This window comes from Butyricicoccus sp. AM78-15b2TA (assembly GCF_027665985.1).
In the GTDB taxonomy this organism is placed as follows: Bacteria; Bacillota; Clostridia; order Oscillospirales; family Butyricicoccaceae; genus Agathobaculum; species Agathobaculum butyriciproducens.
The window spans coordinates 133,950-154,998 of record NZ_JAQEHY010000005.1; the positions used below are offsets into that span (position 1 = coordinate 133,950).

Here is a 21,049-nt window from a genome sequence, read left to right on the forward strand (position 1 = left end):
ACTCCTTTCAGCAATTCGTACGAACATATTATACCAAAGCGCAGCGGGTTTGTCACCCTTTCTGCCGAAAAACACCTTGCGTTGTGAGAATCGAGTGCTATAATAAAAGAGTACAAATTCTTATACAGAAAGAGTGAAGCAACCATGCTGCAGATCACAACACAGCGCACTACTACTCCTAAAGCAAAGCCGGACGAAAGCAACCTCGGCTTTGGCGTTCATTATACCGATCACATGCTGATCATTGACCACGATGAGGAACAGGGCTGGCACGACGCCCGCATCGTACCGTATCAGCCGCTTGAGCTTGATCCGGCAGCGATGGTTTTCCATTATGCAATGGAGTCCTTTGAGGGTCTGAAGGCTTACCGCACCCCGGACGGCTCCATTCAGCTGTTCCGCCCGGACAAGAATGCACAGCGCATGATCAACACCAACCATCGTATGTGCCTGCCGAGCCTGCCGGTAGAGGATTTTGTTCAGGCTGTCAAGGCCATTGTTTCCTTCGATCAGGACTGGGTTCCGCACGCTGAGGGCACCAGCCTGTACATCCGTCCGTTTGTAATCGCTACCGAGCCGCATCTGGGCGTTCGTACCTCCCGCACTCACAAGTTCATCATCGTATGCTCTCCGGTCGGCGCATACTACTCCACCGGCATCAATCCGGTTAAGATCTTCGTCGAGGATGAGTACACCCGTGCCTGCCCGGGCGGCACCGGCTTCACCAAGTGCGGCGGCAACTACGCTGCATCCCTGATCTCTCAGGTAAAGGCACACGAGCTGGGCTACGAGCAGACCCTGTGGCTGGACGGCGTTGAGCACAAGTACGTTGAGGAAGTCGGCTCCATGAACTGCTTCTTCAAGATCGACGGCACCGTTTACACTGCTCCGACCGTCGGCACCGTTCTGCCGGGCGTTACCCGTATGAGCTGCATCGAGCTGCTCAAGCACTGGGGCATTCCGGTATCCGAGGAGCGCCTGCCGATTGCTGACGTTATGAAGGCTTCCCACGACGGCAAGCTGGAAGAGGTATTCGGCACCGGTACCGCTGCAGTTATCTCTCCGGTTGGCGAACTGCGCTACGAGGGCGATGTTGCTCACATCAACAACGGTGAGATCGGCGAAGTTACCCATAAGCTGTACAACACCCTGACCGGCATCCAGTGGGGCAAGCTGCCGGATGAGCTGGGCTGGACCGTAAAAATCGACTGATTCCGATAAAAAGGCAAAGCCTTTTAGCGGACGCGGTTTGCAAGCAAACCGACATTCAATAAAAAAGAGGCTGACAGCTGTGAACTGTCAGCCTCTTTTTTACAATGCAAGCGTGTGATATGGTTCACCGCTCAGCGTTTTCCATGTAAAAACGCCGTTTTCGAGTGTCATATAGCCATGTGCGGTATCATTTTTCGGGATGGACACTGAACCCGGGTTCAGATACAGGTTTTCCCTGCCAAACGGCTCCCATGCCGGAATATGCGTATGTCCGTGCAGCAGCACATCGCCCTGACACAACGGAGGCGGTGTTTTCGTGTTGAATTGATGTCCGTGCGTGACATACACCAGCCGCTCCCCTGTCGGCAGGACGGCATAGTCCGCGAGGATTGGAAACTCGAGCACCATCTGGTCCACCTCGGTGTCGCAGTTGCCGCGCACACATAGGATTATATCCGCCATGCCGTTCAGCATGGCAATCACCTTCTTTGGCGCGTAATCGCGCGGCAGATCGTTTCTCGGGCCGTGGTAAAGAATATCGCCGAGCAGCAGCAGACGCGCAGCCTGCTCGCGCTCGAATGCCTGCAGCAGCTGTTCGCAGTAGTATGCCGAGCCGTGAATATCGGATGCAATGAGAAATTTCATGCCGCGCCTCATCTGCCCGCCTGCTTTGGCACATCCACGATGGTGCCGCCGCCTACAACTACATCGCCGTCATACAGCACCGCCGCCTGACCGATCGCTGCGGCTCTCTGTGGCTCGTCAAACACCAGCTTGACGCGGCCGTCCTCCATCGGAAAAACCGTCACCGGCTGCTCCGGATGGCGGTAGCGAATCTTCGCCTTGATGTGGATTGGCTCGGTCAGCTCCGGAATCGAAATCCAGTTCATGTCATCTACGATCACAGTGTCCGAGAACAGCGCCGCCTCCGGTCCGACCGAAACTGTGTTCTTCTCCATATCCTTGCCGCAGACGTACACCGGCTCACCCATCGCAAGACCGAGGCCGCGTCTCTGGCCGACGGTATAGCGGACAGCACCCTTGTGCTTTCCCACCGGCTTGCCGTCTAAATCGAGGAAATCGCCTGCCGGATAGTGCTTGCCCGTGTACTGCTCCATGAACTTGACGTAATCGCCGTCCGGCACAAAGCAAATATCCTGGCTGTCGTGCTTGCGTGCGTTGCAGAAGCTGAGTTGCTCCGCCAGCTCGCGGATCTCCGGCTTGTTGCGGTCGCCCAGAGGAAATTTGGTGTGCGCAAGCTGCCGCTGCGTCATCGTGTACAGCACATAGCTTTGGTCCTTGCCCGCGTCCACGCCCTTTTTAAGCAGCCAGCGTCCGGTCTGTTCGTCCTGCTCAATGCGGGCATAGTGACCGGTGACAACGTAATACAGGCCGTGCTGCTCGGCAAAATCCAGCAGCTTGTCGAACTTCATAAATCGGTTGCAGTCAATACAGGGATTGGGCGTGCCGCCTGCCTCATAGGTGCGGACAAACTTGCCGATGATCTTCTCCTGAAAATCCAGTGTAAAATCCAGCACCTCATACGGAATATCCAGCTGAAATGCAACCTCACTCGCGTCCTCGATATCCTTTTCCGAACAGCAGGTGCGGAAATTACATGCGCCGAGATCCTCGTTGCGGTACAGCCGCATGGTTGTGCCCATGCAGCGGAAGTCCGCCTGCCGCATCAGGTAAGCCGCGATCGAGCTGTCTACGCCGCCGCTCATCGCTATGAGTGCGGTCTTCTGTTCTGCGTTCTGCATCAATGCCGTCCTCTCTTTCGATATATTAAGTGGTAAGTATAATTTTCATCAGATAGCAAAAAACTCCGAAAACCATGTGGTTTCCAGAGTTTTTGTGGTCGAGGTGACAGGATTTGAACCTGCGGCCTCTTCGTCCCGAACGAAGCGCTCTACCAAGCTGAGCCACACCTCGAAATATTGTTATTTGATTTGAAAAAAGTGGTCGAGGTGACAGGATTTGAACCTGCGGCCTCTTCGTCCCGAACGAAGCGCTCTACCAAGCTGAGCCACACCTCGAAATCAAGCTGCCAACGCTTTTCCGTGACAGCTTTATTAGTATATCGCAGAAATCGCTTTCTGTCAACACTTTTCTAAAAATATTCGTTAAATTTTTTGAGGTAATGCCGCATAATTGAACAAGAGCGATTTGCGAGTAAATTTTGCATGCCGATCAGGCGCGGTTTTACAGCAATACTGTCATATTGCAAGAAATCGCAACGACATCAGGGCTCAAAATTTCCGCAAAACGCCGCAGCTTTAATTGTGCGGTATTATCTCAAGGAGCCTTGCCACCAGACGGCGCAGCTCTGCGCCGCGGCGCTCGGCAGTCTCGTTGACCTCAGCGCCCGAGAGCGGCTGCATAAGCACGCCCGCCGCCATATTGGTGATCATGGCAATACCGACGAGCGGCAGACCGCAGTGTGCGGCCGCAATGACCTCGAACACGGTGGACATGCCGACCGCATCCGCACCGAGCGTGCGGAACATGCGAATCTCCGCCGGTGTCTCAAACTGCGGGCCGTTTACGCCGCAGTATACACCCTGATGCAGCTTAAGACCGCAGTCTGCAGCGGCCTGCAGGGCTTTTTCACCGAGCTCATGGCTGTAGGCGAACGTCATATCCGGAAAACGGGTACCGAGTTCAGGATCGTTTTTGCCGGTCAGCGGACTTTTGCCGGTCATATTGATGTGGTCGGTGATCAGCATAAAATCGCCCGCCTGATAGCCGGTGTTGATGCCGCCGGAGGCATTCGTCACGACAAGCGCCTTCACGCCCAACGCCTTCATCACATAAACCGGATACGCCACCTCGTCCGGCGCGTAGCCCTCGTAACCGTGCAGACGGCCCTGCATGCAGATAACACGGCGTCCGGCCAGCGTGCCGCATACCATGCGTCCTGCGTGGTCAGGCGCGGTGGATACCTTGAAGTGCGGAATCTCGCCGTAAGGTACATACGTCGGGTTCTCCACCTCATCAGCCAGCGGGCCGATGCCCGAGCCGAGCACCAGTGCGATTTCGGGCACAAACGGCAGCTTTTCTTTAAGATATGCTGCAGATTCCGCTACATTTGCTTTTGTCAGCATAGGTCTCCCTCCTTACAGCCGGCGCAGGATAGCGTCCGTGCGCTTCTGCGTTTCCGCCTTTACCTTTTCAATGTCGATGGTCTTGAATTCACCATCGCGGTACAGCACCTCGCCGTCTACCATGGTCAGGCGAACGTCCGCGCCCTGAGCCGCATAGACCACGTTGCAGGCAGCATCGGTCATCGGCGTAAACTGCGGCGTATCGGTGTCGATGACGCACAGGTCAGCCTTATATCCCACCGCCAGCTTGCCGCAGTCCGTGCGTCCCTGCGAAAGCGCACCGGCGCGCGTTGCCGTGTGCAGCACCTGTGCAGGCGTCAGCAGCGTAGAATCGTGATAGAAACCCTTGTAAACCACACCGAACAGGTAAATATCCTGCAGAATATTCAGGTTGTTGTTGGAGGCAGCGCCGTCTGTGCCGAGCGCGATATTGATGCCCTTCTCCAGCATTTTCGGAATGTTCGCGTAGCCGGATGCCAGCTTGAGGTTGCTCGCCGGACAGCAGGCGACCGAAACATTGTGCTTCTTGAGGATATCGAAATCCTCGTCCTCCAGCCAGACGCAGTGCGCCGCCGTGGTCGGGGAATCGAAAATACCGTGCGCCTTCATGTACGCCGCCGGCGTCAGGCCATGACGCTGCCTGCACTCCTCGTGCTCGGTCTGCGTCTCGGACAGGTGGATGTGGATACGCGCACCCGCGTCCTTCGCATGGGCGGCTACCGCCTCGACCACCTTGGGCGTCGAGGTATACTCGCCGTGGATACACAGATCACCGATCAGACGGCCGTCCAGCTCGCCGTTCCACTCGTTCAGCAGACGCAGATTGTCCTTATAGGCGGCAAGGCTCTCGTAGTCGCTGTCGTCAAATACGGTCAGGCCGCGGCTGAGGTTGCACTTGATGCCGCTCTCGCGGATCGCGGGCATCATGCCGTCGAAGAAGAAATACATATCCGAGAACGAAACCGTACCGCTCGCCAGCATTTCCGCGATGGAAAGCTGCGTCCCGTAGTACGCCGCCTCGTCGTCAATCTTATCCTCAAACGGAAATACCTTCTCGCCCAGCCAGCGCTGCAGCGGCAGATTCTCCGCGTAACCGCGCAGCAGCGTCATCGGCGCGTGGCTGTGGACGTTGTAGAAGCCGCTCATCAGCAGACGGTGTCTGCCGTCGTAACGCTCACCGTAGTCCTCCTGCGGCTCGGCATCGCCGATGTAGGCAATCTTGCCGTCCTTCACGCCAACGTACTGCCCGCGCTTGAGCGCAAAATTCTCATCCAACAGATCAATATTGCAAAAAAGCATTGTTTTCTCCTTTTCTCTTTATAGAACGTGGTAATGCGGGATAATATCCTCGTATTCGCCGTCCTTGTTCAAAAATCCGCCCGGAATCACGCCAAGCTGTGTGAATCCCAGCTTTTTGTACAGCGCCAGCGCCCCCGCGTTGCTCTTGACGACTGCGTTGAATTGCAGCACGCGGAATCCGCACGTTTTTCCCTGTGCAATGCAGTGCTTTACCAGTTTTTCACCGATATGCTGTCCGCGCACGGTCTTTTTGACGGCGTAGCTGGCGTTGCAGATATGACCGCAGCGGCCCACATTGTTCGGGTGCAGAATATACAGACCGACCAGCTCGCCGGTTGCCGCGTCGTACGCTACGCCGGTGTAGGTCTGCCCAGTAAAAAAGGCATGACCGGTCACCTCGTCCAGCTTTTCCATCTGCGGAAAGGCTTTACCGTCCTCAACGACCTCGTTCCAAATTTCTGCTGCCTGTGCCGCATCACGCTGCTCGTACTGCCGAATTTCGATCTGCATGGTATCTCATCCCTTGGGTTTTTTCTTATTATAGCATAGTGCAGGAGAAAAGAAAACTGTCGCATCGGCTGCAAACCGAGGAAACGCGCTAACGTCGCGCGGGCGCACAGTGTGCGCCCATTTCTCTACCTCTACGCAACGTCAGATACCTTACTGCTGCACATGCGGGTTACTCTCCGCAAGCGCGGCATGCATGACAGTGTCGCGCAACTCGTTGGCCTGGAGAATATTCTGCACAGCATTTGTGAATTATCTGCGACTTGCCGAACGATACCCCATTACGTTCTCTCCCCTCTCAACTTTTCACTCCTCACGCTTTCTTAAGGCAACACCGCACAATTAAAGCGGCGGCTCCTTGCGCAGGCTCCGGTCGCGCTGCCGCGGTGCTTTGCGGAAATTTTGTGTCCTGACTTTGGCTTCGGTTCCTTGCGCGAGTTCCGTCCGCGCTGCCGAAGTTTCACGGTAATACATCAAGTATTACCGCAAAACTGTGCCTCGTCAGTACGCAAAATTTACTCGCAAATCACTCTTGTTCAATTATGCGGTATTGCCTTAAAACGCCGAATACTTCAAAATGTCTTTTCGCATTCGCGCGATAATCCGCTTTTCCAGCCTTGAAATATAGCTTTGCGAGATGCCCAGCAAATCCGCGACCTCCTTCTGCGTCAGCGCCTTCGGCGTGCCGATGCCGAACCGCAGCGAGATGATCTGCCGCTCTCTCGGCGGCAGATGCCCCAGTGCACGATGCAGCAGCATTTTGTCCACATCGTCCTCGAGCGGCCGCATGACGCTGTCCGGCTCGGTGCCGAGAATATCACTCAGCAGCAGCTCGTTGCCATCCCAGTCCGAGGACAGCGGCTCGTCGATGGAAACCTCGCTCCGCCGTCCGGCAATCTTGCGCAGATGCATGAGGATCTCGTTTTCGATACACCGCGATGCATATGTCGCCAGCTTGACGTTTTTGTCGCTTCGGTAGGTGCTCACCGCCTTGATGAGTCCGATCGTTCCAATAGAAATCAAATCTTCTGTTCCCACACCGCTCGACTCAAACTTGCGCGCCAGGAACACCACCAGCCGCAGATTGTGCTCGATAAGACGGTTGCGCGCCGCAACATCGCCCCTGCTGTTCGCCTCCACAGCGGCGGCCTCCTCCTCCGGAGACAACGGCGGCGGCAGAACATCGCTGCCGCCGATATAATGTACACCTTGTGCTCGAAACCGCCGTAAAATCGTCTTTAACCACTGCAGAATTTTCATTTTTGCTCTCCCTTTCACACCCCGATAAGTCCCTCGTACGCGCCCTGTCCAATGGAGACCGCGCTGACTGCACACACACAGTCGAGTGCCGTGCCGTCCGCTCTCAGCACGCTGTCCGGCCGGAAATACAGCAGCAGACCGCCATCCGTGCCGACCGCGTGAAACGGCAGCAGACCGCAGCGTGCAGCCAGATTTTCCGGCAGAGCCGCCAGCTGCGCGGACGCACTGCCGAACGGCAGTTTCGTGTCCAGCAGACACTCGACAGCCTTGCGCTCGAGCACCACGACCGGCTTTCCGGATACCGGTTCGATCAGGTCATTGCCCGTGTCGTGCAGCACACGCACGGCGGTCTGCCGATTGCCGAACCGGATGGTCAGCGTTTCCGTTTCGCGGTGCAGCGCGCCGTGCTTCGCGTCTCCGCACAGGAGTATCCCGCTTGCCGCGTAGCCGACAGCTGCCGCCAGCACGAGCACCTGTATCGGCACTGCAAAGTAGTACCCGCACGAGAGCAGCAGCCTCCTGCCGCTTGCGGCACTCAGCGCCGCCGCCAGTCCGGCGAACGAGGCCGCGACTACGCCGTACAGTGCACACAGCCGCGCAAGGTGCCGCTCTCTGCCGAAAGCGACCATGCACAGGCCCAGTCCTGCAAGAAGGCGCAGCGGCGCGAGTGTCAGCACCGGCCAGACCGCACCCAGCACGGCATAGCTGCCGCCGAGTGCTGCTGAGAAAATCAGCCGCATTTTCCACACCTGCACGCCGCCTAAGCGAGCCGCCGCAAGCAGTGTTGCACCATCCATCAGCGCGTTGACGGCAAACAGCACATCCAGATAGACGACCATACCGCACCTCCCGAACAAGATTCAGTATAGCACGGACAACGTGCACGTTTTGCCGAATAAAGAGCGTAAAATGCCCGAAGCCGCTCTACCATAAGGTAGAACAGCTTCAGGCAAAGAGTAGTATGTAAGTAAGATGTGGTCGAAATGAGAAAAGGTATAAAAAAACAGCAAGAGTCCTGCACCTTTTATCGGTATCAGCCCCCTTGCTGTGTCTTTATCATACTGCAAAATCGGCAGCTTGTCACCTGTCGTTTTTTACAAAATTCCCAGTAACTCTATCGGTTATTTTTGGAGTGCGTACTGTGCCAGCAGCTTTGCCGCGTCCTCGACATCGGAAACCGCACACAGCTCGCTCGGAGAATGGATATAGCGAGTCGGGATGGAGACCGCGCCTGCCTGCACGCCTGCGCGCGCCTTCTGCAGCGCCGACGTATCCGTGCCGCCGCACAGCAGGATTTCGCGCTGCGCGGATACACCGCAGTCCTTCGCCGCCTGCTCGAGCGCATCTACAACCGCCGGTGTGCAGATAACCGAGCGGTCCATCACCTTGACTGCCGGTCCCTTGCCCAGCTCGACCGCCATCGCGGACTTCATCTCCGGCAGGTCGCCGGTATCGGTCACGTCCACTGCGATAGCCGCATCCGGCTCAACTGCGAACGCTGCCGCGCCTGCGCCGCGCAGGCCAACCTCCTCCTGTGCCGTAAACACGAAGTACAGGTCGTTCTCGATTTCCTTGTCCGCCAACTGCTCCATCATCAGCAGGAGTGTCACACAGCCGATGCGGTTGTCCAGATACGGGCCGCACAGCACGCCGTTCTGCTCGAACCGCGGTGCTTCGTACACGGCAAAATCGCCGATCTGCACCAGTTTGCGCGCTTCATCGGCATTCTTTGCACCGATGTCGATGAACAGATTATCCAGTGTCAAATCCTTGAGCGGCGTCTTTTCCTCGTACGAGATCACGCCGCGCGTGCCGTTGGCAAACTTCACCTGAATATTCAGCAGGTCGCCGACATACAGGCCGCCGATCTGCGAAAAACGGATAAAGCCCTTGTCCTCAATATAGGTGGCAACCACACCGATAGAGTCCATATGCGCGGCAAACAACAGCTTTTTGCCATTCTTTGCGCCTTTTTTGCGGCAGATGAGGTTGCCGAGTGCATCCGTCGTCACATCGTCGATATACGCGCCTGCAATCTCCGCGATGGTCTCGCGGACCGCATCCTCACGGCCGGAAGGGCCGAATGCCCCCGCGACCGTGTTCCATAAATCAAAAATCTTGCTCATTCGTCGTTCCCTCCGAGTTCTTCCAGAAATGCGCGTGCGGCAGCGAGCACCGCTTCGCAGTCGGCTACTGCCGCCACCGAGGACGGCGAGTGAATATAGCGTACCGGAGCCGCAGCCGCGCACACGCGCACGCCCGCACGGCTCTTGTGGATGCGGCCTGCGTCCGTGCCGCCAGCTACGCGCGTTTTCGTCTGCCAGCAGATGCCGCGCTTGTCGCAGGCATTGCGCAGAAGTTCAAACAGCTCCGCATCGTAGATAGTCGCGCCATCCATGAACGGCAGAACCACACCGCCGCGTACACGGCAAACAGCTTTGCCGCCTTCCACCTCTGCGAGATCAGCAGCTGTCGTACCCTCGAGCACCATTGCAAATCCTGGGTCGAGCGCATACGCCATGCTTGCCGCACCGCGCAGACCAACTTCCTCCTGCACAGTAAAGCAGAACCAGGTGTCGATCGGCGGCTCGTCCTCGATGAGCTTGAGGAGCGCAGCACAGCCGACGCGGTCATCAATCGCCTTGGCCTTGATAAGACCGTCGCCGAACTCGACAACCGCCGAGTCGAACACGCCGTAATCGCCAAGCGAAACCTTGTCCTCGGCGGCAGCTTTGCTCGCTGCACCGATGTCGATATACAAATCCTTGGTCTTGGGCATGGTGCGGCGCTCTGCTGCGGTCGTCAAATGAACTGCCTTGATGCCGATCACGCCCTGCACATCACCGAAGCGAACCGGTCGGCCGATGACAACACGCGGGTCCACGCCGCCGACAAAGCCGAACTTCAGCATGCCGTCGTCCGTAATCTGCTTGATGATAACGCCGACCTCGTCCATGTGTGCGCACACAACGACCGGACGCTCGAGCGCCTTTTTGCCCTTTCGGAACACCATAATGTTGCCGATGGCATCGGTCTTTATCTCGTCCGCGAACGGCTTTACCTTCTCGAGCACAAACTCGCGCACCGCATCCTCACAGCCGGACGGCCCCGGCAGCGCGCACAGCTGCTTCATCAGTTCGATCATGCGCCCACCTCCCCGTCAAATTCGCGCAGGAATTCTGCCATCAGGTCAGCGACTGCCTGCACATCAGACAGCTCCACAACCTCGACCGGCGTATGCATGTATTTTTCCGGAATGGACAGCAGACCCATTGCGATACCGCGGCCGACGATCTGCATCGTCCACGCATTCGTGCCGGTGTTGCCCTCCATGATTTCAAGCGTATAGTCGATGTCGTTCGCCTTGGCGGTCTTGATGAGCGCCTTGGTAAAGCCGCGATGCAGGTTCGGTCCCATGCCGACTGCCACGCCGCTGCCGAGGTCGAACACACCGTCCGACGGACCGTCCGGCGTTCTGCCGTGGGTCACGTCCACCGCGATGGCGTACTCCGGCTGAACCGTAAACGCGCCGGTCTGTGCACCCAGCTCGGTGACCTCCTCCTGCGTGCTGATGAGCACTGCGACATTGCACTTCAGCTTGTCCTTTGCCGCGTGCAGCTTCTCCATCGCCAGCAGGATGGCGGCAACGCCTGCGCGGTCGTCAAGGCACTTGCTGCAAAGCTGACCGCCCGCCAGCTTGATCGGCTGCTGCGCGAACACGATCGGCGTGCCGACACGAATGCGGCTTTTGGCATCGAGCAGACCGGTGTCGATCGCCATCTGGTCGATGGGGACGGACTTGTTCTGCTCACCTGCCTTGAGCAGATGCGGCGGCATGCAGGATACCACGCCGTATAGCGGCTCGTCTGCGAGAATGGTCACCTCACCGCCGAGCAGCATGCGCGGGTCCACACCGCCGACCGGCGCGAACCGCAGAAAGCCGCCGTCCAGTACCTCGGTGACAAGAAAGCCGATCTGGTCGAGATGCGCGTCCAGAAGGACGGTTTTCGCGCCCTCTTTACCGCAGGACAAGCTGCCGATCACATTGCCGTTCTTGTCCGCGTCCACGGTGTCGCAGTACGGCCGGAACAGCTCCGCGACGGCCTTTGCCGCCTGCATTTCAAAGCCGCTGACCGCCGGCAGCGCGCACAGCGTCCGCAGCGTTTGTTCTAACTGCAAGGAAATTCCTCCTTTTTCGTCTTTTGTCGTACAGGTTCTATTATAACCGTTTCATTGCTCGGTTACAAGGCACAGCAAATGAAAAAGGCACCGAATCGGTGCCTTTTTCATGTTTATCAGATTTCCTCGCCGGTCGGGAGGTACAGCTTATCCATCACGCGGACACAGCCGTTTTCAAAGGTGGGTTCCAGCGTGATTTCACCATCCTGCTTGATGGTGCCGAGCGTCGTGCCGAAGCGGTCAAAGCAGGTAACGGTATGCTCATCCGTGCGGAGCGCATACACGCCTGCGCCGTCGGTCGGCAGTGCGCCCGGACGGCCGTTCGGGCACTTCACGCGGAACAGAACCTTGTTCGTGCCGTCCGCGTCACAGCGGATGTACTCGTATTCGGTATTGCTGATCCAGCGGCTGTAAATATTCTGACCGACCTCATTGAACGCATTCTGATAGGTCTTTGTCAGCTTTTTGCCCTTGAAGTTGTAGAGTGCGTAATAACCGGTCGATTCTGCGGCGATGTAGGTATCGCTGTACTGATTCAGCTGCAGCGCACGAGAACTGGACGCGATGCGCTTGCCGCCTGCGATAATCGTGTACGAGGAACCGTCCCGATTTACAACAACAAAGCGGTCACCCTTGCCATCACCAGCAAGCAGAATTTCAACAGCCATCTTGCTGTGGTCAAACGCAAAATTCATGCTCCACAGGGTCTTGCCGGTGGTGTCAATTGCGGCAATGGTCTTGCTGTCCACGCGGACAACTGCTTTGCCGTCCTTGAAATCGGTCAACGCGTCATACGTCTGCGTGCTGCTTGTGCCATCGGCATAGATAATGCGGTCCTTTCCATAAACCTCACCGCCATTCTCCGGAGACGGACGCAGCCAGCCGGCCTGCTCGCCGTCCGTGCCGCTAACAGCGTAGTTTTCCAGTGTTTCACCGGTCTTCATGTTGTGCACATCATGCTTGTAAGCCACGGTTTCTCGCAGCGTGACCCACTCACCGAACAACTCAATATCGTAAAATTCGCCCTTGGTGTTCTTGTAATCTGTCAGCAGGCGATTGCCCTTTGTATCCTCCAGATATACCTGCGAAACACCTGGGCCGACAGCCCCATAAGTAATCCGATATTTACTGCCGGTACCGCTCGTGCTGTCGTCCTTGACAGCATACTTGGTATCATACAGCCGCAGCATGGTCGCGATGGACTGCTCGCGTGTATAGCTGTTATTCGGTGCAAAACGATTGCCGCTGACGCCGTTCATTACGCCGCTGTTGTACGCCCAGTACACATCGCTGCGTGCCCATGCCTGAATATCCGCGCCGTCCGCGAAAACGTGCGGCATACGGTCCTTCACGCTGTCCTTGGCATTCCTGCGCAGATTGCCCAGACGGTGCAGCATACTTGCCGCCTGCTGACGGGTCAGCTTCTGCTGCGGTGCAAATTTGCCGTTGCCAACGCCGTTCACCACGCCCAGAGACGCACAGAGCAGCACATCCTCGTCCTTGGTATCCGAGAAGGAGACCACAGCCTTATCAATGGATTTTACGTTGCCGCTCTTTTCCCAGGTGCGATAAACCGCTGCCGCCAGCGCACAGAAATCCGCTCGGGTGATGCTCTGCGTGTACGCCTGATCAACCTGCTCCGGCACAATGCCCGCGTTCCGCGCGGTATCCACCGCCGACTTCGCCCAACTGCTCGGCGCTTCCGCTGCCGCAGCTGCCGTTACCAGCATAGCCGCAGATAAAATCGCTGCAATCGTTCGTTTCATAGAAAATCCTCCTTTTAATTCAGCGGTCAGTGATTTTTTCTTTGTTTTGGATATTGCGCGCGCTGTTTTCTGATCGCTGCATTGTATTTGACGTTGGTATCTGCAAAAGGTTCCCAGATTTATCGGGTAATGTCAAAAAAATCATTGACGGTGCAGGTCTGCAGAATACCGTCCGGCGTGTAGCATTCATCCCGCAGGACGCGCTGCTGCTCGTCATACCATATTTTCTCGGTTACGCCATCCTCGCTGACGCAGACTGCGGTGTGCTCGGCGTCGTCATACGTCCACTCGTTGTTCTGCATCATTTCGTAATTCGGATCATGCACATTGTTTTCCATGCGCAGTATGGAACCGCGTGCATCCTTCACCGTGATCCATGTACCGGTCACCACACCCTCAAAAACCGTACTGGTTCTGGTCGTTTCTCCGGTTTTGGGATTGTATTCCGACACTGTCTGTGACTGCATGTTGCCTGCCGTGTCGTAACTCCGCTTCAGATACGGTTCTTTCTCGTCTCCGCGATAGGTGTAAGTCTCTATTCCGTCCTCATCCTCCGTGCGAACGATACGACCCTGCTCGTCATACTCTGTGTAAGAAACCGTCTTTACACCGCAGGTTGTGGAATAACATGTCATTTTGCTGCCGCTGTAAACCTTGCGTTCGCTGGAACTCACACCGAACGGACGCTTGCAATTCAGTGACCAGATCTCGCGGTTCTGCGCATCGTAGCCGGTGATTCTGAGATAGGACCATTCCTTCTCATCCGGTATCACGCGCGTTGTCTTTTGCTGTTCAATCCGAGCAGCAGGCTGCATATACGCCAGAAGTGTCCAGTTTTCCGCTGTCGGACGGACATACCGCAGTCCGTTCATCGATAAGCCGCCGAAAACAATGCCGCAGGAGACCGCAGTGCTCGCCGCCAGCAGACCGGCTCGTTTAAGAATGTTCAGCTTCACCCAAACACCTCCTCAGCGGGTGACATCGGTGTATGTTGTTGTAATCTCACGCGAAAAACCATCCTCCGAAAAGCTATATGCATTTTTTATCCAGCGTCCCTGTTCGTCATACCAGTATTTCTCGGTCGTGCCCTCCGCCTCGTCCACACAGGTGGCCGTGCGCGCGGCATCGTCATACGTCCACTGATAGTCACAGGTTCTCATCTGTCCGCCCGCGCTGACATGCACTTGCTTTACGATGTTGCCATGCGAATCCAGTATGCAGTACTGCGAGGCAAGATAGGTACCATCGTCCTCGTATATGTCCATATTGGTGACGGTACTGCCTGTTTGCGGGTCGGTTTCGGTGATCTTGCGACCGGTCAACGCGCCCTGCGCGTTGTGCGTTTCCTCCAGATACGTTTCAGTCGCATCGCCGCGGTAGTAATACGTCGATATGCCGCCATAGTCGGTTTCCATACGGATAAGCCGTCCCTGTTCATCATACTGGCAAACCGAGTCCGCTTTTCCGCCCTGACCGAAGAAATACCGCGCCGATGTATTGCCGATGTACACATCACGGCTGCTGCCGACCGATGCCAGCTTGCCGAATGTCGTGCGCGACCAAATCTCGCGGTTCTGTGCATCGTATCCGGTGACAGTGTAGGTCGGGTCGCCCTCACCGAAGTCCATAACGCACTGCTCAATGCGTTCCGCCGGTTCGACCCACGGCAGAAGCCACCAGTTATCCGCCGTCGGACGCATATAGCGCAAGCCATTCACCGCCAGCGCCCCGAAAACACCGGCTGTACAGGCGACGGTTGCCGCCGTCAACATTCCCGCACGTTTGAGCAGATCTCTGTTCATAAACATCCGCCTTTCTCTATCCGATTGTCCTGCCTGTCTTATCTGGTTTCAGTATAGCATAAATTTTTCCGGAAGGATATATCTCTTTGCATTTTGAAACAGAAATGTATCATGCAGCGGCAAAATCGTTTGTCCGCGTCTGGTTGTCGGTGATGCGAGAGCGCACTGTACTCCCCTACGATTGCGCGTGTGCAGATGAATTTACAGGTGCCGTCCGCTGCCATCAGACGAAAGAGTTGCGCGACACGGTTATCCCCCAAGAGACCTTTAGGCAAAATATATCGTGCAGGGTGGGGTGACCTTACCCCGCCCTGCAATATAGCAGACACCATTCGCGTATGTTACGAAATAAACGCAAAAAAATCCCGCAGAGAAAACCTCTGCGGGATTTATTATGCTATTTCAGCAAGCGCTTTGCGCGATCTTACGCCTCGGGAGCGTACAGATCCTGCAGGCGCTTCAGGTGAGCGTAACGCTTGGTAGACTCTACCTCGGAACGCTCGAACAGGCCCTCTGCACGATCCGGGAATGCACGGGTCAGTGCGGAGTAACGAGCCTCGTTCATCATGAACTTGCGGTAATCCTCGGTCTTGGGCTCCTTGGACTCCAGAATGAACGGGTTCTTGCCCTCGTCAGCCAGCTGCGGGTTGAAGCGGAACAGGTTCCAGTAACCGCAGTCAACAGCCTTCTTCATCTCAGCCTGGCAGTTGGTCATGCCGCCCTTGATGGAGTGCATCTCACACGGAGCATAGCCGATTACCAGCGACGGGCCCGGATAAGCCTCAGCCTCAGCGATGGCCTTCAGGGTCTGAGCCGGGTTAGCACCCATAGCTACCTGTGCAACGTAAACGTAGCCGTAGCTCATAGCGATCTCAGCAAGGCTCTTCTTCTTGGTGGTCTTACCGGAAGCTGCGAACTGTGCAACAGCGCCGATGTTGGTAGCCTTGGAAGCCTGTCCACCGGTGTTGGAGTAAACCTCGGTATCGAATACCATAACGTTTACGTCCTTGCCGGAAGCCAGAACGTGATCCAGACCGCCGAAGCCGATATCGTATGCCCAGCCGTCGCCGCCGAAGATCCAAACGGACTTCTTAGCGAGGTATTCCTTGTGAGCCAGAACATCCTTGCAGTCCGGGCAGCCTGCTGCTGCGCCCTTTTCGAGCTCTGCAACCAGTGCCTTTGCCGGCTCAGCGTTAGCAGCGCCGTTGTCCTTGGTATCCATGAAGGTGTTGACAGCGTTCTTGAAGTCGTCGGTAGCGTTCTCAGAGCCAGCCATAACCTCGAGCTTGGAGATCAGGCGCTCACGGAGAGCTTCCTGACCATAGTACATGCCAAGGCCGTGCTCTGCGTTATCCTCGAACAGGGAGTTAGCCCATGCCGGACCGTGGCCGTTTGCATCAACGGTGTACGGGGAGGTAGCAGCCGGGCCGCCCCAAATGGACGAACAGCCGGTAGCGTTGGAGATGTACATGCGGTCGCCGCAAACCTGAGTGATCAGGCGGGCGTAAGAGGTCTCTGCACAGCCTGCGCAGGAACCGGAGAACTCAAGCAGCGGCTTCTTGAACTGCGAATCCTTTACGGAGTTCGTGGAGATCATGTCGGCCTTCTCGGAAACCTTTGCTACGCAGTAATCAAATGCATCCTGCTGAGCAGCCTCGTCAGCCTGCGGAACCATAGTCAGGGACTTGGTCGGGCAAACGCCGATACATACGCCGCAGCCCATGCAGTCCAGCGGAGATACAGCCATGGTGTACTTGTAAACGCCCTTGCCCTTGCCGGCCTTGATGTCAACCAGCTTGGTGGAAGCCGGTGCTGCAGCAGCCTCTTCCTCAGTCAGAGCGAACGGACGGATGGTAGCGTGCGGGCAAACGTAAGCACACTGGTTACACTGAACACAGGTAGCCTCGTTCCACTGCGGAACGGTAACTGCTACGCCGCGCTTCTCGTAAGCAGCTGCGCCGTGCTCGAAGGAGCCGTCAACATGCTCGCCTGCGAATGCGGATACCGGCAGGGAGTCGCCGTCCATGCGGCCGATCGGCTCCATAACGTCCTTGACCATCTTGACAACTTCCGGACGGCCCTGCAGATCGCGGGTATCAGCCTCGTCCTGTGCGTCAGCCCAGTCAGCCGGTACGTCGATCTTCTTGAATGCGGTAGCGCCGATGTCGATAGCCTTGTGGTTCATATCAACGATGTCCTGGCCCTTCTTCAGGTAGGACTTGGTAGCAGCGTCCTTCATGAACTGGATAGCCTGCTCGCTCGGCATTACCTTAGCTAGTGCGAAGAATGCAGACTGCAGAATGGTGTTGGTGCGCTTGCCCATGCCGATCTCGATAGCGAGGTCGATTGCGTTGATGGTGTAAAGCTGAACGTCGTTCTTAGCAATGTAGCGCTTCTCGGAAGCTGCCAGATGCTTGCTCAGCTCTTCCGGAGACCACTGGCAGTTGATGAGGAATACGCCGCCCGGCTTAACGTCACGCACGATCGGGAAGTGCTTGGTGATGTAGGACGGGTTGTGGCATGCTACGAAGTCAGCCTTGTTGATGTAGTAAGGAGAACGGATCGGCTTGTCGCCAAAACGCAGATGCGAAACGGTTACGCCGCCGGTCTTCTTGGAGTCGTACTGGAAGTAAGCCTGTACGAACTTGTCGGTGTGGTCGCCGATGATCTTGATGGAGTTCTTGTTCGCACCAACGGTACCGTCGCCGCCGAGACCCCAGAACTTGCACTCGGTCGTGCCTTCTGCTGCGGTGTTCGGTGCCGGCTTCTCCTCGAGGGAGAGGTAGGTAACGTCGTCGTTGATGCCCAGGGTGAACATCTTCTTCGGCTCTGCCTTAGCCAGCTCCTCGTATACAGCGAATACGGAGGACGGGGGCGTATCCTTGGAACCCAGACCGTAACGGCCGCCGGTTACTACCTTATCGGTGATGCCTGCATCAGCCAGAGCGGTAACAACGTCCATGTAAAGCGGCTCGCCCTGGGAGCCCGGCTCCTTGGTGCGGTCGAGGACTGCGATCTTCTTAGCGGTCTCCGGGATAGCTGCGATCAGCTTGTCAGCACGGAACGGACGGTACAGACGAACCTTAACCAGGCCGACCTTCTCGCCGTGTGCGTTCAGGTAATCGATAACTTCCTCTGCAACGTCGCAGATGGAGCCCATAGCGATGATAACGCGGTCAGCGTCAGCAGCGCCGTAGTAGTTGAACAGCTGGTAGTTGGTGCCGAGCTTGGCATTTACCTTGCCCATGTACTCCTCAACGATGCCCGGAACAGCTTCATAGAACTTGTTGGAAGCCTCGCGGTGCTGGAAGAATACGTCGCCGTTCTCGTGAGAGCCGCGCATCATAGCGTGCTCCGGGTTCAGTGCGCGCTTGCGGAATGCTTCAACAGCATCCATGTCGCACATTTCCTTCAGATCCTCGTAATCCCAAACCTGGATCTTCTGGATCTCGTGGGAGGTACGGAAGCCGTCGAAGAAGTTGATGAACGGAACACGGGACTTGATGGTAGCCAGATGTGCTACTGCAGAAAGGTCCATGACCTCCTGCGGGTTGGTCTCAGCCAGCATAGCGAAACCGGTCTGGCGGCAAGCCATAACGTCGGAATGGTCACCGAAGATGTTCAGTGCATGAGATGCAACGGTACGAGCGGAAACGTGGAATACACACGGAAGCAGCTCGCCTGCGATCTTGTACATATTCGGGATCATCAGCAGAAGACCCTGAGAAGCAGTGTAGGTGGTGGTCAGCGCACCTGCTGCCAGAGAACCGTGTACGGTACCCGCCGCACCTGCCTCGGACTGCATTTCGATTACCTTAACGGTAGTACCGAAAATGTTCTTCTGACCTGCGGCAGCCCACTGGTCAACGCTGTCTGCCATGGGGCTGGACGGGGTGATCGGATAGATACCCGCAACTTCGGTAAACGCGTACGATACGTGCGCGGCCGCAGTGTTGCCGTCCATGGACTTCATCTTTCTTGCCATGTTGATGTCCTCCTATAAAAAATTATAATTCTCAATCGGAATTAAAAGCCCTCGTTTTGGTGTATTTTAACCTAAACTAAGCCTTACCTGCCCCTTCATTGTAGCACTCACGCACAAAGTTGTAAACAGTAAATATACTATTTTCCGCACTATTTTTCAAATTTTGATAAGCCGTTTCGTATTGTGAAACGTATGCAAACTTTTTATCATGGAATTTCTGTGTTTTTTCCGTGTTTTTTATTGCGTAATCTGATGACACATAGTATAGTATTAGATGTATAGTTATCTGGTTATGTCATACGTATCGGAGGGATCGGCATGGTATCTCGCGTATTCTCCGCAGGACTGAGCGGCATTGACGGCTACATTGTCACCGTCGAGTGCTTCCTCTCCGGCGGACTTCCCCGGCTGGATGTCGTCGGTCTGCCGACCGGCGCGGTATCCGAAGCCGGAGAGCGCGTCCGTGCTGCCGCAAAGGCCTGTGCCTTTGATTGGCCCGTATCCCGACTGACCGTCAACCTCGCACCTGCCGACACCAAAAAGGCAGGAACAGCATACGATCTGCCCCTTCTGCTTTCCATTCTGGCGGCAGCGGGCGAGATCGACGCACCGCCCGGCAACGCTCTCTTCTTCGGAGAGCTTTCCCTCACCGGAGAGCTGCGGCCTGTCTGCGGTGCGCTTTCCATGGCGCTTGCCGCGCGTGATGCCGGTTTCAAAACCGTGTTCGTTCCCGCGATGAATGCCGCCGAAGCATCCTATGCTTCCGGTGTGACGGTGTTTCCGATCCGTACATTAAATGAGCTGCTCGGACATTTGAACGGCAGAAAGCCGCTCACGCCGTGTGCTCCTCCGCCCAGGCCCGAACCGCAGGACGATGCGCTGGATTTTGCGCATGTGCTCGGTCAGCACGCGGTCAAACGCGCGCTTGAGATCGCGGCTGCAGGCGGACACAACGTGCTTCTTTCCGGACCGCCCGGTTCGGGCAAGAGCATGGCTGCAAAACGCTTTTCCACCATCCTGCCGCCGCTGTCCGACAGCGAACGGCTGGAGGTTATCCGTGTCTGGTCCGCCATTGGCAGAGGGCAGGAGGCGGTCGAGCGTGCCGAACGGCCGTTCCGTGCACCGCACCATAATTCCTCGGCCAACGCGATGGCAGGCGGTTCGGGTGCATCAGGCCGGCTGCCCGTCCCCGGCGAGATCACGCTCGCGCACCGCGGTGTGCTGTTTCTGGATGAATTTCCGGAATTCCGCCGCGATGTGCTCGAAACCCTGCGCCAGCCGCTTGAGGACGGCAGAGTTACCATCTCGCGTGTCGCCGGCCAAGTGACGTATCCGGCACGGTTTCAGCTCATTGCCGCGATGAATCCCTGCAAATGCGGCTGGTACGGCACAGAACGCTGCATCTGCACCAAGTCCGCCGTTCAGCAGTATCTGCACCGTCTGTCCGGTCCGCTGCTCGACCGAATCGACCTGCAGGTTGCTGTGCAGCCGGTTGAATACGCCGCGCTTGCCGCACGAGGTCAGGCCAGCGAGGAACACTCTGCCGACATTCGTGCCCGTGTGCTCGCCGCGCGCGAGCGGCAGTATGCCCGGCAAGGCGCCGACGTGTGCAACGCCGCGATTCCGCCGCCGCAGCTTGCCGAGCACTGCCTGCTAAGTGCGGATGCGTCTCGTATGTTTGCGGCCGCATTTCAGCGACTGGGGCTGACCGCCCGTGCGCATGACCGCGTACTGCGTGTTGCCCGCACGATCGCCGATCTGGCAGACAGCAGCGTCATCGAGGCAGAGCATCTCGCCGAGGCTCTGCAGTACCGTTCACTCGACAGGGCCGCAGGTTCTTGACAGCTTGTGGAAAAGTCTGTGGATGATGTGTATAAATTTACAATTACTGTAACTTCGTCTAAATTCGACCATTTCGTTTTATTTAAGGCA

General features: G+C 56.7%; 16 protein-coding genes and 2 tRNA genes. 2 read left to right on the forward strand and 16 right to left on the reverse strand.

Features of this window, described 5'->3' with window-relative positions:
- Positions 1-144 precede the first annotated feature (144 nt).
- Positions 145-1,212 (forward strand): branched-chain amino acid aminotransferase, encoded by a 1,068-nt coding sequence (locus PGS25_RS06835; protein ID WP_116705507.1) that lies wholly within the window; start codon positions 145-147, stop codon positions 1,210-1,212.
- A 99-nt stretch (positions 1,213-1,311) separates the two neighbouring features.
- On the opposite strand, the gene yfcE is transcribed toward PGS25_RS06835, so the two are convergent.
- From yfcE to nifJ, 16 genes are all read right to left on the reverse strand, one after another.
- On the reverse strand, positions 1,312-1,857 hold the full coding sequence (gene yfcE, locus PGS25_RS06840) for a phosphodiesterase (RefSeq protein ID WP_270418082.1): 546 nt from the start codon (positions 1,855-1,857) through the stop codon (positions 1,312-1,314).
- An 8-nt stretch (positions 1,858-1,865) separates the two neighbouring features.
- Positions 1,866-2,975 (reverse strand): tRNA 2-thiouridine(34) synthase MnmA, encoded by a 1,110-nt coding sequence (gene mnmA, locus PGS25_RS06845; protein ID WP_270418083.1) that lies wholly within the window; start codon positions 2,973-2,975, stop codon positions 1,866-1,868.
- Positions 2,976-3,070: 95 nt separating this feature from the next.
- Positions 3,071-3,147: transfer RNA gene (locus PGS25_RS06850), tRNA-Pro, on the reverse strand.
- A 27-nt stretch (positions 3,148-3,174) separates the two neighbouring features.
- Positions 3,175-3,251: transfer RNA gene (locus PGS25_RS06855), tRNA-Pro, on the reverse strand.
- Between the two features lie 240 nt (positions 3,252-3,491).
- Positions 3,492-4,319: a purine-nucleoside phosphorylase gene (locus PGS25_RS06860; RefSeq protein ID WP_270418084.1), complete on the reverse strand. Its 828-nt coding sequence runs from the start codon at positions 4,317-4,319 to the stop codon at positions 3,492-3,494.
- Between the two features lie 12 nt (positions 4,320-4,331).
- On the reverse strand, positions 4,332-5,618 hold the full coding sequence (locus PGS25_RS06865) for an amidohydrolase (protein WP_270418085.1): 1,287 nt from the start codon (positions 5,616-5,618) through the stop codon (positions 4,332-4,334).
- Between the two features lie 18 nt (positions 5,619-5,636).
- Positions 5,637-6,128 carry a GNAT family N-acetyltransferase gene (locus tag PGS25_RS06870; protein WP_270418086.1) on the reverse strand — a complete coding sequence of 164 codons (492 nt, stop codon included), beginning with the start codon at positions 6,126-6,128 and terminating at the stop codon, positions 5,637-5,639.
- A gap of 552 nt (positions 6,129-6,680) precedes the next feature.
- Complete coding sequence (gene sigE, locus PGS25_RS06875) at positions 6,681-7,385, reverse strand: RNA polymerase sporulation sigma factor SigE (protein ID WP_270418087.1); 705 nt, start codon at positions 7,383-7,385, stop codon at positions 6,681-6,683.
- Between the two features lie 14 nt (positions 7,386-7,399).
- A complete protein-coding gene (locus PGS25_RS06880; protein ID WP_270418088.1) occupies positions 7,400-8,224 on the reverse strand; it encodes a sigma-E processing peptidase SpoIIGA in 825 nt (274 codons plus the stop codon).
- Positions 8,225-8,506: 282 nt separating this feature from the next.
- Positions 8,507-9,511: a M42 family metallopeptidase gene (locus PGS25_RS06885; protein WP_270418089.1), complete on the reverse strand. Its 1,005-nt coding sequence runs from the start codon at positions 9,509-9,511 to the stop codon at positions 8,507-8,509.
- Positions 9,508-10,530, reverse strand: a complete 1,023-nt coding sequence (locus PGS25_RS06890) for a M42 family metallopeptidase (protein ID WP_118478918.1) — start codon at positions 10,528-10,530, stop codon at positions 9,508-9,510. The genes PGS25_RS06885 and PGS25_RS06890 overlap by 4 nt, the downstream gene beginning before the upstream one ends.
- Positions 10,527-11,564: a M42 family metallopeptidase gene (locus tag PGS25_RS06895; protein ID WP_118478916.1), complete on the reverse strand. Its 1,038-nt coding sequence runs from the start codon at positions 11,562-11,564 to the stop codon at positions 10,527-10,529. Before PGS25_RS06895 ends, PGS25_RS06890 begins: the two co-directional genes overlap by 4 nt.
- Before the next feature lie 116 nt (positions 11,565-11,680).
- On the reverse strand, positions 11,681-13,330 hold the full coding sequence (locus tag PGS25_RS06900; RefSeq protein WP_270418090.1) for an S-layer homology domain-containing protein: 1,650 nt from the start codon (positions 13,328-13,330) through the stop codon (positions 11,681-11,683).
- Between the two features lie 119 nt (positions 13,331-13,449).
- Positions 13,450-14,286: a hypothetical protein gene (locus tag PGS25_RS06905; RefSeq protein WP_270418091.1), complete on the reverse strand. Its 837-nt coding sequence runs from the start codon at positions 14,284-14,286 to the stop codon at positions 13,450-13,452.
- Between the two features lie 12 nt (positions 14,287-14,298).
- Positions 14,299-15,132, reverse strand: coding sequence for a hypothetical protein (locus PGS25_RS06910; protein ID WP_270418092.1), 834 nt, complete (start codon positions 15,130-15,132; stop codon positions 14,299-14,301).
- Positions 15,133-15,556: 424 nt separating this feature from the next.
- The gene (nifJ, locus tag PGS25_RS06915; RefSeq protein WP_270418093.1) at positions 15,557-19,117 is read right to left on the reverse strand and encodes a pyruvate:ferredoxin (flavodoxin) oxidoreductase; all 3,561 of its coding nucleotides are present in this window, start codon (positions 19,115-19,117) and stop codon (positions 15,557-15,559) included.
- Positions 19,118-19,435: 318 nt separating this feature from the next.
- Here nifJ and PGS25_RS06920 point away from each other — a divergent pair, with 318 nt between their 5' ends.
- The gene (locus tag PGS25_RS06920) at positions 19,436-20,959 is read left to right on the forward strand and encodes a YifB family Mg chelatase-like AAA ATPase (RefSeq protein ID WP_270418094.1); all 1,524 of its coding nucleotides are present in this window, start codon (positions 19,436-19,438) and stop codon (positions 20,957-20,959) included.
- Positions 20,960-21,049: the final 90 nt, after the last annotated feature.

Coding starts and splice junctions, on each gene's coding strand:
- PGS25_RS06870 (WP_270418086.1), bottom strand. CDS start 6,128: ATGCAGATCGAAATTCGGCAGTACGAGCAGCGTGATGCGGCACAGGCA.
- PGS25_RS06900 (WP_270418090.1), bottom strand. CDS start 13,330: ATGAAACGAACGATTGCAGCGATTTTATCTGCGGCTATGCTGGTAACG.
- sigE (WP_270418087.1), bottom strand. CDS start 7,385: ATGAAAATTCTGCAGTGGTTAAAGACGATTTTACGGCGGTTTCGAGCA.
- PGS25_RS06880 (WP_270418088.1), bottom strand. CDS start 8,224: ATGGTCGTCTATCTGGATGTGCTGTTTGCCGTCAACGCGCTGATGGAT.
- PGS25_RS06890 (WP_118478918.1), bottom strand. CDS start 10,530: ATGATCGAACTGATGAAGCAGCTGTGCGCGCTGCCGGGGCCGTCCGGC.
- PGS25_RS06835 (WP_116705507.1), top strand. CDS start 145: ATGCTGCAGATCACAACACAGCGCACTACTACTCCTAAAGCAAAGCCG.
- PGS25_RS06860 (WP_270418084.1), bottom strand. CDS start 4,319: ATGCTGACAAAAGCAAATGTAGCGGAATCTGCAGCATATCTTAAAGAA.
- PGS25_RS06920 (WP_270418094.1), top strand. CDS start 19,436: ATGGTATCTCGCGTATTCTCCGCAGGACTGAGCGGCATTGACGGCTAC.
- PGS25_RS06910 (WP_270418092.1), bottom strand. CDS start 15,132: ATGAACAGAGATCTGCTCAAACGTGCGGGAATGTTGACGGCGGCAACC.
- yfcE (WP_270418082.1), bottom strand. CDS start 1,857: ATGAAATTTCTCATTGCATCCGATATTCACGGCTCGGCATACTACTGC.
- PGS25_RS06885 (WP_270418089.1), bottom strand. CDS start 9,511: ATGAGCAAGATTTTTGATTTATGGAACACGGTCGCGGGGGCATTCGGC.
- nifJ (WP_270418093.1), bottom strand. CDS start 19,117: ATGGCAAGAAAGATGAAGTCCATGGACGGCAACACTGCGGCCGCGCAC.
- PGS25_RS06865 (WP_270418085.1), bottom strand. CDS start 5,618: ATGCTTTTTTGCAATATTGATCTGTTGGATGAGAATTTTGCGCTCAAG.
- mnmA (WP_270418083.1), bottom strand. CDS start 2,975: ATGCAGAACGCAGAACAGAAGACCGCACTCATAGCGATGAGCGGCGGC.